This is a genomic window from Faecalibacterium sp. AF27-11BH (assembly GCF_003603005.1).
Classification (GTDB): Bacteria; Bacillota; Clostridia; order Oscillospirales; family Ruminococcaceae; genus Faecalibacterium; species Faecalibacterium taiwanense.
Genome location: NZ_QVGS01000003.1, coordinates 129,461 through 142,977, shown reverse-complemented (window position 1 = coordinate 142,977; position 13,517 = coordinate 129,461). Strand labels below are relative to the sequence as shown.

General features: G+C 46.3%; 13 protein-coding genes. 1 reads left to right on the top strand and 12 read right to left on the bottom strand.

Features of this window, described 5'->3' with window-relative positions; all coding sequences use genetic code 11:
- Window positions 1-180: 180 nt before the first annotated feature.
- The 7 genes from DWY76_RS04810 to DWY76_RS04775 all read right to left on the bottom strand — a co-directional run bounded on the left by DWY76_RS04810 (window position 181) and on the right by DWY76_RS04775 (window position 5,417).
- Window positions 181-411 carry a DUF6718 family protein gene (locus tag DWY76_RS04810; protein WP_120080146.1) on the bottom strand — a complete coding sequence of 77 codons (231 nt, stop codon included), beginning with the start codon at window positions 409-411 and terminating at the stop codon, window positions 181-183.
- 158 nt (window positions 412-569) lie between these two features.
- Window positions 570-851 (bottom strand): helix-turn-helix transcriptional regulator, encoded by a 282-nt coding sequence (locus DWY76_RS04800; protein WP_165852569.1) that lies wholly within the window; start codon window positions 849-851, stop codon window positions 570-572.
- A 60-nt stretch (window positions 852-911) separates the two neighbouring features.
- A complete protein-coding gene (locus tag DWY76_RS04795) occupies window positions 912-1,283 on the bottom strand; it encodes a hypothetical protein (protein ID WP_133300791.1) in 372 nt (123 codons plus the stop codon).
- Between the two features lie 14 nt (window positions 1,284-1,297).
- A complete protein-coding gene (locus tag DWY76_RS04790; RefSeq protein WP_120080138.1) occupies window positions 1,298-2,116 on the bottom strand; it encodes a hypothetical protein in 819 nt (272 codons plus the stop codon).
- A 13-nt stretch (window positions 2,117-2,129) separates the two neighbouring features.
- Complete coding sequence (locus DWY76_RS04785) at window positions 2,130-3,956, bottom strand: recombinase family protein (protein WP_120080136.1); 1,827 nt, start codon at window positions 3,954-3,956, stop codon at window positions 2,130-2,132.
- Window positions 3,953-4,444 (bottom strand): hypothetical protein, encoded by a 492-nt coding sequence (locus tag DWY76_RS04780; RefSeq protein WP_120080134.1) that lies wholly within the window; start codon window positions 4,442-4,444, stop codon window positions 3,953-3,955. The genes DWY76_RS04785 and DWY76_RS04780 overlap by 4 nt, the downstream gene beginning before the upstream one ends.
- On the bottom strand, window positions 4,428-5,417 hold the full coding sequence (locus DWY76_RS04775) for an AAA family ATPase (RefSeq protein ID WP_120080132.1): 990 nt from the start codon (window positions 5,415-5,417) through the stop codon (window positions 4,428-4,430). Before DWY76_RS04775 ends, DWY76_RS04780 begins: the two co-directional genes overlap by 17 nt.
- 525 nt (window positions 5,418-5,942) lie before the next feature.
- On the opposite strand from DWY76_RS04775, the gene DWY76_RS04770 reads away from it, so the two are divergent.
- Window positions 5,943-6,287 (top strand): helix-turn-helix transcriptional regulator, encoded by a 345-nt coding sequence (locus tag DWY76_RS04770; protein ID WP_120080130.1) that lies wholly within the window; start codon window positions 5,943-5,945, stop codon window positions 6,285-6,287.
- Between the two features lie 173 nt (window positions 6,288-6,460).
- On the opposite strand, the gene DWY76_RS04765 is transcribed toward DWY76_RS04770, so the two are convergent.
- The 5 genes from DWY76_RS04765 to DWY76_RS04745 form a co-directional block, all read right to left on the bottom strand.
- Window positions 6,461-8,128, bottom strand: coding sequence for an AAA family ATPase (locus DWY76_RS04765; RefSeq protein ID WP_120080128.1), 1,668 nt, complete (start codon window positions 8,126-8,128; stop codon window positions 6,461-6,463).
- 114 nt (window positions 8,129-8,242) lie between these two features.
- Window positions 8,243-9,853 carry a recombinase family protein gene (locus tag DWY76_RS04760; RefSeq protein ID WP_133300790.1) on the bottom strand — a complete coding sequence of 537 codons (1,611 nt, stop codon included), beginning with the start codon at window positions 9,851-9,853 and terminating at the stop codon, window positions 8,243-8,245.
- A 7-nt stretch (window positions 9,854-9,860) separates the two neighbouring features.
- Window positions 9,861-10,253: a TnpV protein gene (locus DWY76_RS04755; protein ID WP_120080124.1), complete on the bottom strand. Its 393-nt coding sequence runs from the start codon at window positions 10,251-10,253 to the stop codon at window positions 9,861-9,863.
- A gap of 20 nt (window positions 10,254-10,273) precedes the next feature.
- Complete coding sequence (locus DWY76_RS04750) at window positions 10,274-11,851, bottom strand: recombinase family protein (protein WP_120080122.1); 1,578 nt, start codon at window positions 11,849-11,851, stop codon at window positions 10,274-10,276.
- A gap of 16 nt (window positions 11,852-11,867) precedes the next feature.
- Window positions 11,868-13,475, bottom strand: coding sequence for a recombinase family protein (locus DWY76_RS04745; protein WP_207665826.1), 1,608 nt, complete (start codon window positions 13,473-13,475; stop codon window positions 11,868-11,870).
- Window positions 13,476-13,517: the final 42 nt, after the last annotated feature.

Here is a 13,517-nt window from a genome sequence, read left to right as displayed (position 1 = left end):
ACAAAAATTTTTGTAAAAAAAAGCCCTACAAGGCTTTCAATCGGTTCTTACACCAATTTGAGCCTTGTAGGGCTTATCTTCTTATTCATAATTCGGGGGCTTAACCTGACTACAGATGGTATTATTCCAGCACACACCAATCGCCTGAACTGAAATACACCGCTCCCACGTACAGCATTTTTATGGACGAAGACCCTTTACAAGAGTCTGAAATTCCTGTTCTGTATCCGCAAAGTGGTAAGGCGCATACTCACCATACGCTGTTGGCCTGCTGATTGTTACAAGCTGTACTCCCTTATATCCAACCTCTGTGTTCAATTCTCTTTTTAATTCCACCAGATGCTTCCCATGCGTCGTTTTTAGAGCAAAACAACCATGTGCATTACGATCTTTTGCTACTAAATAGTACATTATTCAGCACCTCCTTAAATTCATGTTCATTCCGAATCAATCCATTTTCATACTTTTCACGCATTATCTTCCCTGTTTCCACGGGATAATTCTTTTTATATTGCTCTTTTTTCGGCATAATGCCGTCATTTAAATTGATGTTTTCCCCTGTCACCAAATCATTTGCCTTCAATAGTTTTCAATTCTTCAAGGTAATAGTCACCATGATAGAATTTAGAAACATCCATATCAAGAGCTTCAACTACCCGACAGGCCAAGCCAAAAGAGGAAGTCAAAATATTTCTTTCCCCAGATTCCAGCCTTTGATATTGACGTAAAGTTATATTGGCTCGATCAGCAACCTCTTGTTGCGTCATCCTTAACATTTGTCGTCTTTCCGATAAGACAGCCGCTGCTGTTGGAATTATCGTTTGAAAACTATCTAAAATTCCACCACTCATAATATTGGTTCCCTTCATCACGTCCATTTGGACGTATTATACGACCAAGTGGACGTGATGTCAAGTTGTACACTTTTGAGGCGAGAGGGCACTTTGTTCATCTTTTTCAAGCGAAATGATAACTGCATTTTTCTCGGCATCATACCGTCCTTTAAACTGATGGTCTTTTCCTGCCGCTAGACCATTTGCTTCCAGCAACACCTGAATGAACTGTATTCCGTTAATCATCATCCGACACTGCCCATCGGTCAGCAGCCTGTCCGGGACCTTAAAGGACATGGGATGCTCCGCAGCACACGGCGTGATTGCAATAGACTTCCGATCTTTCCTCTGCAAAACGCAGATATAGGCCGGACTTCCAAGAATACGGATAACATCCTTTCCCACATTCATTCTTCGGCTTTCTGCCGGAATTGTCACCAGCAGATTCATAATTCGTCCAGAACTCATGTCAGCATTCCTTTCTCAACAACCTCACTGCCCGGTCGTTGTACATTTTCAGGCTGTTCCGGCAAATCTGGTAATGGTGTATTTTCTGAGTCTTCACCTTGCGGTATCGGTACTGAAGTAGTGCCTGCTTCCCGTTCAGTCTCATCCAATACTGCAGAGCCCTGATACCCAATAAAATCTTCAAACAGATTCATCTGATGGCCTGCAATGTAATCAGTATAAGATTTCCCGATCCGATCCTTATAGACATCCGGGAAGAATTTTATCTGTTTCTTCTTTGTCTCACCCGTAACAGGGTCTGTGTATTCCTGTGGTTTTGGGGTGAACATGATTGCTTCTTCCAAGTCGAATAACATACAAAGGCCCTGATCTGAGTTCGCCACCCGTCCGAGTATCTTATAGCGGCATTCACGGTTCCAACTCATGATTTTGAAGATATTTTCCACAAATTCCAAAGAGGTAATATCCTTATTCACCCAGTTTTCGTCCTTCTGTCTTGCCCATTCAACAGATGCACTGTCCTCTTCCGGGCACATAATCAACGCAAGCCGCTTCTTGTTTGGATGCAGAATTGGAAGAACATACTTAATTCCTTCAAAAAGCCGGATACAGGCCATATTGAATTTCATAACGCCATATTTTATGCTTACTGCTGGCTTATTCAGCATGGAAAACTGTGTGCGCGGCGGCAGCTCATACCCATCAAATTTTTCGTACTCCAGCTCTCTTTTATACTCTTTTCGTATCTGTGCCAACTCACGAATCAGCGAGATCTCCCGAGCACTCATTTCCTGCTCCCTGCTTTTTTCTTCCATTTCACAAATCCTCCTACATCGACATTAAAAGGTCATCCAGTTCACGTTGAACTTCATTTCTGCTTGGAATTGCACCAATCATGGGGTTTTCTACGACTTGGCCGGATTCCATCACATCACGGGCCGTAATGCTCTGAACCCACTTACGCCGATATAGCCTGCATTCCAGGTTCATCGAGTATCCCTCAGCCTGTTCATAATGATTTTTCCCAATCAAAATCCGGGACTCATCCAACTCAAAGAGCAGGAATTTTGCGTTTTCCCGTTCCTGGCAGATACCACGGCACTGATAGCGGCAATTCCTTCTCCAGTTCAATGTTTGGAAGACCAGTCCAGAAAATGCTCTGGCTGAAAAAGCACTATGAACGTCATTGTCATCTCTCCAGCGCATCGCCGTTGAAGACTTACAATTGTTCTTCCGCAGGATCACGACCTGCAGAATCGGATGATAAAGCAATTCAACATCTTCGCAGTCGTCCAACCGGGTATGGCATGCCTTGCTGAAACGGATTTCATTTTTAGAAATTGTCATAACCGGGCTGCTCTGGTTGATAAAGCAAGTGCCTGAAACCGTCAGATAATCAGATAACAATGCCATATCCGACTTCTTTCCAGACCACATTTCCGTCATATCGTTCAGTTCGACCACTTCTTCCGGCAGATAGGCATTCAGGCAAAGGCTGCGGATGCTTTCGGCATTGATGCCGCTCCAATTCGGATGGATGCCAATAAATCCTTTCAATGCTCCCTGCTGGATTACCACAATATCCTGCACACCGCACTTCTTATTGCTGGATGCCACGAGATGTGCAGCCCGTGCAATCTCCGGCGAAACAATTGCTTGGTGATGTTCTGGAACGTAGGCAGAGCAGCGATTCCCGTTATTCTTTGTGACTTTGCCCAACTTGTAGTCCACCACGATGCTCTTCCGGGCTTCCAGATCACCCCAGCGACGTTCGTTTTTCATGATGTTAGCCACCATCATGCCATTCCACTCCTGCCTGCCGCGCAGGGTGCTGCGCTTCTTCTGCGTCAGGATCATTGCAATCTGCTCATAGTTGTACCCTTGAATAAATGCCAGAAAGATAAAACGTACCGTCTTTGCTTCTTCCGGCTCAATCACAAGCTGTCCATCCTTCGTATGCCGATACCCCATCAGGTCGGCCACCGGGTACTGGCCTGTCATAATACGCTGGTCATACGAAAGGATCATCCGGCGACTCTTGTTGCCCGATTCCCAATCTGCCAGAAGTGCTTGAATGTCCAAACTATATTGGCTGCTTGGATTCAGCGTGTAGATGTTTTCAGTTTCAAAGTACACGCCAATGGGATGTGCCGGGTGCATGGTTTTCAGTGCTGCGATCTGCGTCATACAATCCGAAAAATTTCGCGCAAACCGCGAAATGCTGGCGCAGATAATCAAATCCATCTTCTGGTCTTTGGCATCTCGCATCATTCGCTTAAACGCATCCCGTTTCCGCAGTGAAGTACCCGATTTTCCTTCGTCACTGTAAATATCTTCCAGACTCCAATTCTCTGTTTCCGCTATTTTTTGAGTATAATAGAGGGTTTGGTTCTCAATAGAGGAAATCTGCTCCTCGCTGGATGTACTGACACGGGCATAAACCGCCACACGTTTCAGGTCGCTGTCGTAAATCGACGGTGTCGGTTTTGCCGGACGAAAGTAATCTTTTGCCGTTTTCTGGCCCTGTTCTGTCTGCTTATGGATTCTGTCACGAATCTCTGCTTTTCGCCTTTCAGATTCCAGATGTCGGCTCTGCCAGTCTGCTCCACACGGCAGCACGTCCACATCTTCTGCCGGGATATGTTCTACGTTCATTTCTCTCCAGCCTTTGTCATTTCATGTTCCAGTCGGATTCTCCACTCAAGATAATCTTTTCTTCGGATCGATGTATATTTTTCAGCCAATTCTTTCAGGTTCTGACGCTGATTCTCAATATCAAGAATGGTGTCGACTCTTTGGTCGTCATCATCTGTAACAATGTCCACCCGCATCGGCAAATCAAACAGATATTTCAGCAGGAAACAGAAATCACAGGTATTCGCTGCAAGGTAGGCCCTTGTCTGTGAAAAAATCAGATTGACGGCACCCTTTTTGCAATCTTTGAGCAGATGCACCATTTCCGGGCGTTTATAAATTTCCTTATTCCCTGTGATGTCAATATAAACACCAACCAGCTTTTTATCGCTATCAGTTTTAAACTTTTCAGCATAGTAGGAACTGTGATAGGCTACTGCTGCATCCTTAGCGCGTTCCCACAGTTTTGCAAGTTTCACATAGCCGCCAACCTTATACTTGCGATCCATTCATAGCACCTTCTTCCGGCTGAACGCTCCAATACCATTTCCGCTTTTTCTGGTAGCAGTGGATTCCCATTTCTGTTTTTACCATCCGCGCTACTCGTTTGCTGACACCTTCATTATCTAAGCGACAATACATTTCATTTGCGCTCATATCGCCTTTTTCAAGGAAATGCTTAATCCAGTAGACAGCTTTCTGTTGCTCGGTATCAAATTCAGGTTCGGTGTCCGGCTGTTGTTTTTCAAAGAGCTGTGGCCTACATTCAAGCCACTGAAAACCACTTTCGGCAGAAATAGAGAAACGGATGTCTTCTGCCGTAGGCGCAAGACTGTTTTTGATTTGATGTACGATTCTTATATCAGGGTTCTCTGTATCTCGCTCCACCTGCAGGACGCTTCGTGCTGCTGCCACAACATCAATGCTGCCAAGGCTGCGGTACAGCCCTTTGGAGCCTTCTTTTTTATTGAGGTGCCCAATCAGAACAATAGCGCAGTCGTAGCCAGCAGCCCACATTCCAAGGCGGCGCATAAGTTTCCGTGCCCTGCCTGCGATCTGCAAATCTGAATCACTGCCAAGATAGGCCTGAATTGGGTCGATCACGACCAAGCGCGGCCGGAATTCAATGATTGCCTGACGGATGCGCTCATCGTCCAATGTAAGGCCGTTATAGACTTCTTCATTGATGAAAGCGATCTTCCCGCAATCTGCTCCGCAGCGTTCCAGACGGGGCTTTATCGTGTCTGAAACGCCATCCTCGGAGCACTGATAAATCACCTTTTGCGGCGCACCGATCTTACAGCCATCCGGGGTCTTACCTCCTGTTGAAAGTTCCGCAATCAGATTCATCATCATGCTAGACTTTCCATCGCCGGGATCACCCTGCAGCAGTGTGATTTTCCCGATTGCAATAAAGGGATACCACAGCCACCGTACATCCGTTGACTGAACTTCGCTATACAGTGTCAGCAGCCGTTCCATTTCGTTTTCCCCACTTTATTTTCGCAGCTTGATTTCATGCTTTTATTATACTCTTATCAGATGATTTTTTCTGTGAAGTGGCACTTCACATGTGCAGCAAATTGTGATGTAACACTTCACAAAATTGCCTCAGAACACACGACTGCTAGGGGTGGCCCCGCCAAATTCTGAGCCACATTTTCATCATTTTCTCTATACAAATGAAAGTACATCCGTTAACTGAACCCCGCTGTACAGCGTCAGTAACTTTTTCACTTCGTTCTCACTCACATTATCGTGCTGTTCAATTTTATGGTTTTATTATACACCTGTCAGATAATTTTTCTGTGACCCAGCAGGTCACTTATTCCTTAAAATGTGACCTACTGGGTCACATTTTGGCCTCAGAAGCCATCTCCGCTAGAGGGGAAAAACGAAAATTCTGACTTCTATGTTGGCTGCTCTTTTCGTTCTTCTTGATTCGTTTTTCCATAGGCCAGATAATAAAAGTACTCTTATGCGGGCATTCGAAAGGAAGATTTACTTATGTCCGTCAATTATGTTGCTTTGGGAAAACGTATTAGTTATTTCAGAATGCAGTGTGGTAATATCACCCAGGAAGCCTTAGCCTCTAAAATCAATCGCAGTCGTGAATTTCTGGCCAAAATTGAAAAAGGCACAGAACACCCCAGCGTTGCCACTCTGGTCGATATTACCGACGCCCTCTGCATTTCCATTGATGATTTGTTGATAGACAGTCTTCACTATTCCGTTTCAACTTCCAACACCGAATTGCATCGTCTGTTATTGGACTGCAACGAAACTGAGCAGGAAATCATTATCCGCACGGCGAAGGAGTTAAAGGCCACTCTTGTCAGCCTTGGAATTTAACATCCATCCGTATTAAAATCACAAAATAAAAAGGCCCGCATAAGCCGCAGACGCACCCTCGAATCATCTTGGGTGCTGTCTGTGGTTTATGCGAGCTTCTCTTATAATTCTTTTTCTGTATTTTAACTTATTTTAAGTTATAATACAGAATTCAAGTTAAGATTTGCTGTGAATCACTTTTTCTTTACCATGCAGCGTTTTTTAAAGAACGAAATGCCGTAGCAAAGAATTTGATCGTAATCATCCTCATACTCCTTTGCATACATCCGATCATCAATTTGCTGCAAGGCTATATCGCATTCACTTTCCAGATTTTCCAAAGCCTTCGTGTACTTTGCTTCAAAGATTGCAACGCGGGCATTAATGGAATCGTAAACGACTACATCGCTTCGGCCTTCGCCATGCTCCTTATTAGAATCCACCATATATCCGGCACCCGTGAAGATGCCCGCAAGAAAAGCATGATAGAAGTCTTCCCGATAGTCATGGTAGCTTATGGTGCGCCGGAGCAGAGCATTCATTTCCTTGGTAATGCCTTCGCTGTCACCGTTCCAGACTGCATCAAACAAAGCATTTCGATTCCACTTCTTCGTACTGTCATCGAACCATTTGATAACTGTTGTTTCAAAAATCTCTTTGATTTCTGCATTCGGAATCATAAGGGCAACCATGCCATCCGGCAACTCACCCTTATAATCTTCTTCACGCGCCTTGGTCAAGTACCCTGTCAGATACAGCGTACTCCAGAGATTATCTTCTGAGGAATGCAGGTAATCATAGGTCAGGCTTTCATCCACACGCTGAACAATGCAGCCGCCAGCCATCAGGATTTCAAGTTTATTTGTGATGGTACTCCCCGCATAGTCAATAAAGGAACGGATGATTGCATTATCGCTGGTGTTCTTCCAGTAGCTGATAGGCTTAGCTTTCGGATTGCGCTGCAGTTCCAGCAAATAATTCATTACATCCCACGGGCAGTAAACATCAAAGGCTCCGAAATGGTATCCATCATACCATTTCTTGATGTTCTCAGCCTGCGTTGTCAAGTCAGCATCCTTTAGCAGCAGGTCAACCTCACTTTGTACAAATCCGAAATACTCGTTCAGACGAGAATTTGTGATAGTATCCGATACAAAATTATTTGTTCCCGTAAAAATGCTTTCTTTCGCAATCTTTAAGCAGCCCGTAACAACTGCAAACTGAAGTGCTTGATTGTCTTTTAGGGCCTGCATCAAGCCTTTCATAACATCGAGCATTTCATTATAATAACCGTTGTTATTTGCTTTTGCTACAGGGACATCATACTCGTCTATAAGAAGAATTACAGGCTTTGCATAATAGCTCTGCATCATCGTTGTCAAAAGCATAAGGCTGCTCTTAACTTCTTTTATAGAACCATTGCCATGTGCAAGATGCTCAAACGCTGTTTTTTGGAATTCTGTAGCACTTTTACTATCAAGCAAATAAAGATGTTTGTTGTACAAATCCGCTATCACCATTGTGAGCATATCGTATGCCCCAGTGAAATCCAAACCGTCTACCTGTCGGAATGAAACAAAGACTGTAGGATACTGATTCATCCACTCATCACATAATACCTGATGCTCTGCAATTTCCAGCCCATCAAACAGTTCTTTGCTGTCTTTACGGATGTCAAAGAAGCTTTCTAGCATACTCATGCCAAGCGTCTTACCGAAACGCCGTGGTCGAGTGATAAGTGTCACTTCTGCTTTTTCGTCCAAAATTTCCGTAATCAGGCCAGATTTGTCAATATAATAAAACCCACCGTTCCGAATCTTCTCAAAGTCCGAAATACCAACTGGGATGTTCAATTTTTTCATCTCTGCTGCTCCTTTCGCGTAGCCACACACAGACTTTTTATTGCTTCTATGATACCATGAAACTCATGTTCTTACAAGAAAAACTCTGCTTACTGCATTGATTCTGGCTACGGCTCATTCTGCATAGCCTGCCAGCACATCTTCAAATGTAAAACGAATTTTCACGCTTTCATCGTTGAAAACCTCAATGCGGTCAATAAAGGTTTCCACCACATTCTGCGACAAGTGCATCACATCGCCTGCTCCTCCCACAGTATCCATCACGGCTTGCAAATTATCCGTATCCTTCTTCACAGGCTGGAAAATTTGATTTTTCTCGGTGCGAAGCCGTTGGATCTGCTCCATCTTTTCATCTTCCTGCACTCTGTAGGCATCTCTCTGCCGGATGAACTCTTCCTTACTCATATTCCCGTCGGCGTATTGCTCATACAGCGCGACGCGCTGTTTTACGATCTCTGCCTTTTCTTCACTCAGCTTTTCTTCCTGCCGTTCCAGTGCGGAGAAGCAAATCAACGCTTTGCGTTCCCGTTCGTGCAGGATTTCCAGTATATGCTCCGCCTGCTTTATCTGCACTGTCAGCGCGTTTCGGACAATCTCTTCCAGCAGTTTCTCAGAGATCGGGATTCGCTTGCAAGGGCTGTCCACCGCTGTGGCCGAAAATCTGCAGTTAAACGAGGGGCCAAGCTTCTTGAGTACACGATATTTCATCAGCTTCTGGCAGTAGCCGCAATAGACCTTGCCTTTCAAGGGATACTGGTGTTTTGTGTAGTTCCCGGCCTGATGCTTCCCATGCTGCAGCATAATGACCTTTTGTGCTTGTTCAAATTCCTCCGGGGTCACAATGGCGGCATGACTGTCCTCAATTCGTACCTGCTGTTTCAAGGGAGCGCGCAGGACCCGATGCTTGCAAGGAACCGGCATAATGAATTTCGCGCCCACATAAGTTCCCTTATACTTCTCATTTTTCAGAACATAGTAAACCGTTCCACTTGTCCAATGGCTGCGCTGCAGATCCCATGCTTTCTGCTCACTGTACACATGGTTTTCCGCCACATGATACGCTGCCGGGGTCGGGATCTGCTTTTCATTCAGGATTTTTGCGATGGTGCCTGTTCTGTTGCCCTGCAATGCCAGTTCAAAAATCAACCGCACATATCGACTGGCTACCGGGTCGAGGATTAGCTTATGACAGTCGTTCGGGTCCGGCAGGAATCCAAACGGGCGGTATCCTCCGAGATACATTCCTTTCTTCTGCATCACATGGTCGGCTGCTGCGATTTTAGCGGAAAGATCACGGCTGTAAGATGCGTTGATGATGTTCTTAATAGCTACTTCCAGTCCGCGTACATCGTTCCCGGCCTGCATTCCACTGTCATACCCATCGTTGACAGAGATGAATCGAACGCCCAGCAATGGAAAAATGCGCTCCATATAATCGCCTGCTTCGATATAATCGCGGGCAAACCGGGAAAAGTCCTTTACGATAATTGTTTTCACCTTGCCATCCTGCGCGTCCTGAATCAGCCGCTGGAACGCCGGGCGGCTCGTGGAGGTGCCGGAGTAGCCATCGTCCACATACTCCTGACGCGGCTCTGCAGCCAGTTCCGGGCGAGCCATGATATACCCCTCTACCAGTCCGCGCTGGCCCTGAATGCTGTTGCTCTCGGCCTTATCAGCACCCACATCCTCGTCTGCAAGGGAAAGCCGGTAATAGGTTCCGATCATCTGCTGCTCACCGCCTTTCAAATGTGTAGATCAATTCTGCCTTTATGATTTCCTCTGCACGATTTTCCAGATTTCTCATGCGGCGCACCCACTCCATCTGATTTTCTTCTTTCAGTTTTTCTGAAATGCTCTCCCGCTGGCTCATCTGCTCGATCAAAACCTCATATCGCTCTGCTGCCTGTTCTTCCACGTCTGCCAAAACAGCGTCCAGCTTTCCATTCAGCAGCAGGCTCTGATAATAGGCTGGTTTTCGCAGTTTCAGGTACGCCTTGTGCAGCATCCCCCAGCGGCCAACCGGACGAGTCCGTGGCACTTTCAAGGCTGGCAGGTAATAATCGCCAATCAAAATATATTCCATCCCTGTCCGGGCTTCGTAGATTTTCTCTTTCATTTCTTTCATTGCTTTGTTCTCCTTTTTCATCACAATAAAAATTCTGTATAAGTGATTTTTCCGCGGTCCACTTCGATTTTCTTTACATACTGCTGCAGATTATCTGCCGTCAAAAGGACTTCTGTGCTGCCTGCGATCTGCTTTTCCCGTTGCAATTCTTCTTGAACAACGGCCAGTTCTTTCTCTTTTTCAGCTTTCGTCTGTTTCAGTGTTGTGATTTCATTTTCCAAACCCTGCTTCAGTTCCAGAAATTTTTCTTTTGAAAGTTTTCCGAGAACATACTGCTCATAGCCACTGCGCTTCTGTGATTCCAGTCGAACGATATTGCCTGACGCCTGTTCAATTTTACGTTTTGTAGTTATTTCTTTTGATTGGAGTTTGCTTTTTCCAGAGCTTTTCCGTACCAGCTTCTGCAAATCACGGTGTTCTTCCATCCGCTGGTGCAACTCCTTGTTAATGCCGTTCCAGAGGTCTTTCTCTGAGATGGAAACATGGCAAGATGCACAGTAAAAATACAGCGTGCCATCACTTTGCCAATGACAAGCCAATTTTTCTCCGCACTTTTTGCAAAAGATTCTGCCTTTGAAGATGTTCGGATTGTTCTTTCTGCGCTGTCTGCACCACTTTTTTCGCTCTTCCTTGACTGCTTGCTCGGCTTCCCGTAATGCGGAAACTTCATCAAACAATTCCCAGCTGATAATCGCCGGATGGTTGTCCGGCACCATCCGCCAGCTTTCCCGTGGATTTTCTCCGATTTTTCGATACATTTCATCGTAGGCGATGCGGTTATAGACCATTGTTCCTGTGTAGATTGGATTTTCCAGCACCTTTGTCACGAAAACGGTCTGCCATACTGGGTCCTTTACCCGCAAGGTGTTTTTCAGGTATCCCAGCTGACAGCGGCGTGTAAAAGGTGTCTGGATTCCCTGCGCAGACAGCTTCTTTGCAATCTCGCGCTCTTTCATGCCGGATTTCTTCCAGAGAAAAATCCGAACTACCACATCGCTGACTTCCTCGTCCAGAATCAAATGATTCTGCTGATTTCTCTTGTAACCGAACGGAACAGGCGTATAGATTTCTCCTCGTGCTTCCTTGGAGCGAAAGCATGACTGAATTTTCTGGGACAGGTCTTTCGAGTACATTTCATTGATCATGCTCTTGATCGGCACCAGCATCCCGTCCCGGCTCTGGCTGTTCAGGCTATCATAATTATCATTGATGGCGATAAATCTTACGCCAAACAGTGGAAACACTTGCTCCAGATACTGACCTGTTTCCACGAAATTACGACCCAGTCGGGAGAAGTCCTTTACCACAATGCAGTTGACTTTCCGCTCCTGCAGTGCTTTCAGCAGCCGTTCAAATTCCGGGCGGTCAAAATTTGTTCCTGTGCACCGCTTGTCCGCAAACACATCCAGCAGCATCAGATCGTCCCGGTGGTTGATATACTCCTTGATATAGGAAATCTGCACTTCCAGCGATTCCGTATCCCGAAGTACATCATCGAAATCAGACAATCGTGCGTAAATTGCGGTTTTCCAGATACGGTGCGGTGCGTTTTCCGCTTCCCGCTGCGCCGCACTTACCTTCTTGCTTACTCTTGCCATAAGTCACAGCCCCCTTTTAAGCAGACACTTCACGCTGCCCCATCTGCTTTTGATGCAGTTCTTCCAGCAGGTCCGCAATTTCATCCTGGAATCGGAACGTAATTTCTACCCGATTGCCCTCATACACTTCGATTTTCTCAATCAGTTCCACGACCATCGGACGGGTGATTTCTTCCAATTTCCGATACTTACGGTACACATCCAGAAACGGATAAGCATTCGGGGCAGTCTGTAGGTTTTGCCGTTCTGCTTCCAGTTCTGTGATTTTGCGGTTATACTCTTCGATTCGCTTGCTGTACAGTTCGTTGTAGTTCAGAAAATCCTCCCGTGTGAGGATTTCGTCTGCATAATCCCCGTACAGCTTTTCCTTAATTCCCTGTGTATGGGCCTTTTCTGCAGTCAGCTGCCGAATCTGCCGTTCAATGCGCCGCACACGGTAGGGTTCCTGCTGGGCCTGCCGGATGCTTTCCACAAATTCCGCTTCCTCCATCACAATCTGGATCTGCATCAGAAGCGCGTTCCGCACGACGTTATAGAGTTTTTCATCCCGCAGATTATGGCTCGTGCAACTGCCTTTGTTCTGTTTGCTGCCGGAGCACTGATAATAGATGTACCGCTTTCCTTTATAGCTGGCCGACCTGCGTACCAGCCGGCTGCCGCAGTCCCCACAGTAAAGAAATCCTGCAAACAGGGCCACCGTTTCGGCATCGTTCGGTCTGCGAGTTTCGGTTTCCAGAATCCGCTGCACCAGTTCAAACTGCTCTGCCGAAATGATTGCTTCATGGGTATTGTCCACGATTGTCCAGTCCCGCATCGGCACATTCATTTTCTTTTTGGAGCGATAGTCCAGTCTCCTTGTCTTTCCCTGCACCAGTTTTCCGATATAGACCTCGTTGTGCAGAATGCGGTCCACTGCCTTGGCAGACCACGGCGGCTCATCGCTCTTGCGGAAATGCAGGCTCAGCTTTGCACCGCTCTGCAACTTTCGCGCAGCCGGGGACGGCACTTTTTTCGCATTCAATCGGTCTGCGATGCTCTGATTATTCATGCCACTGATCTTCCAGCGGAAAATATCTTGCACTGTTTCCGCTGCCAGTTCGTCCACAATCAGCTTGGTATGATTGCTGGGATCCTTCTGGTATCCATAGGCTGCAAAACTTCCCACAAAATCACCGCGTTTCCGCTTGACCGCAAGCTGGCTCTTGATTTTGACGGAAATGTCCCGGCAGTACGCATCGTTGAGCAGGTTCCGCATTGGGACCATGATGGAATCGCTGGTCTTCCACGCAGATTGACTGTCATAGTTGTCCGTCACTGCAATCAGCCGGACCCGCATGACCGGGAAAATACGTTCCAGATAACGCCCCACTTCAATGTAATTTCGTCCAAAGCGGGACAGATCTTTCACCAGAACACAGTTTATGGTCCCCTGCTCCAGTTCCCTGAACAGGTTTTGGAACGCAGGCCGTTCAAAGTTTGAGCCGGAGTAGCCATCATCCACAAACTCATCCACGATGCACAGTTCCGGGTGGTCTGCAGTATAGGCTTCCAGCAGGGTGCGCTGGTTTGCAATACTGTCGCTCTCTGTCTTATCGCCATCTTCACGGGATAAACGCAAATACAAAGCTGTACGATAACGAGTTGAATTTTGCTGTGTTCTCTTCCG

What these genes read in the sequence shown, in the direction of transcription:
- DWY76_RS04810 (WP_120080146.1), bottom strand. Translation starts at nt 411, where the DNA reads ATGTACTATTTAGTAGCAAAAGATCGTAATGCACATGGTTGTTTTGCT.
- DWY76_RS04780 (WP_120080134.1), bottom strand. Translation starts at nt 4,444, where the DNA reads ATGGATCGCAAGTATAAGGTTGGCGGCTATGTGAAACTTGCAAAACTG.
- DWY76_RS04795 (WP_133300791.1), bottom strand. Translation starts at nt 1,283, where the DNA reads ATGAATCTGCTGGTGACAATTCCGGCAGAAAGCCGAAGAATGAATGTG.
- DWY76_RS04765 (WP_120080128.1), bottom strand. Translation starts at nt 8,128, where the DNA reads ATGAAAAAATTGAACATCCCAGTTGGTATTTCGGACTTTGAGAAGATT.
- DWY76_RS04785 (WP_120080136.1), bottom strand. Translation starts at nt 3,956, where the DNA reads ATGAACGTAGAACATATCCCGGCAGAAGATGTGGACGTGCTGCCGTGT.
- DWY76_RS04750 (WP_120080122.1), bottom strand. Translation starts at nt 11,851, where the DNA reads ATGGCAAGAGTAAGCAAGAAGGTAAGTGCGGCGCAGCGGGAAGCGGAA.
- DWY76_RS04775 (WP_120080132.1), bottom strand. Translation starts at nt 5,417, where the DNA reads ATGGAACGGCTGCTGACACTGTATAGCGAAGTTCAGTCAACGGATGTA.
- DWY76_RS04755 (WP_120080124.1), bottom strand. Translation starts at nt 10,253, where the DNA reads ATGAAAGAAATGAAAGAGAAAATCTACGAAGCCCGGACAGGGATGGAA.
- DWY76_RS04770 (WP_120080130.1), top strand. Translation starts at nt 5,943, where the DNA reads ATGTCCGTCAATTATGTTGCTTTGGGAAAACGTATTAGTTATTTCAGA.
- DWY76_RS04760 (WP_133300790.1), bottom strand. Translation starts at nt 9,853, where the DNA reads ATGATCGGAACCTATTACCGGCTTTCCCTTGCAGACGAGGATGTGGGT.
- DWY76_RS04800 (WP_165852569.1), bottom strand. Translation starts at nt 851, where the DNA reads ATGAGTGGTGGAATTTTAGATAGTTTTCAAACGATAATTCCAACAGCA.
- DWY76_RS04790 (WP_120080138.1), bottom strand. Translation starts at nt 2,116, where the DNA reads ATGGAAGAAAAAAGCAGGGAGCAGGAAATGAGTGCTCGGGAGATCTCG.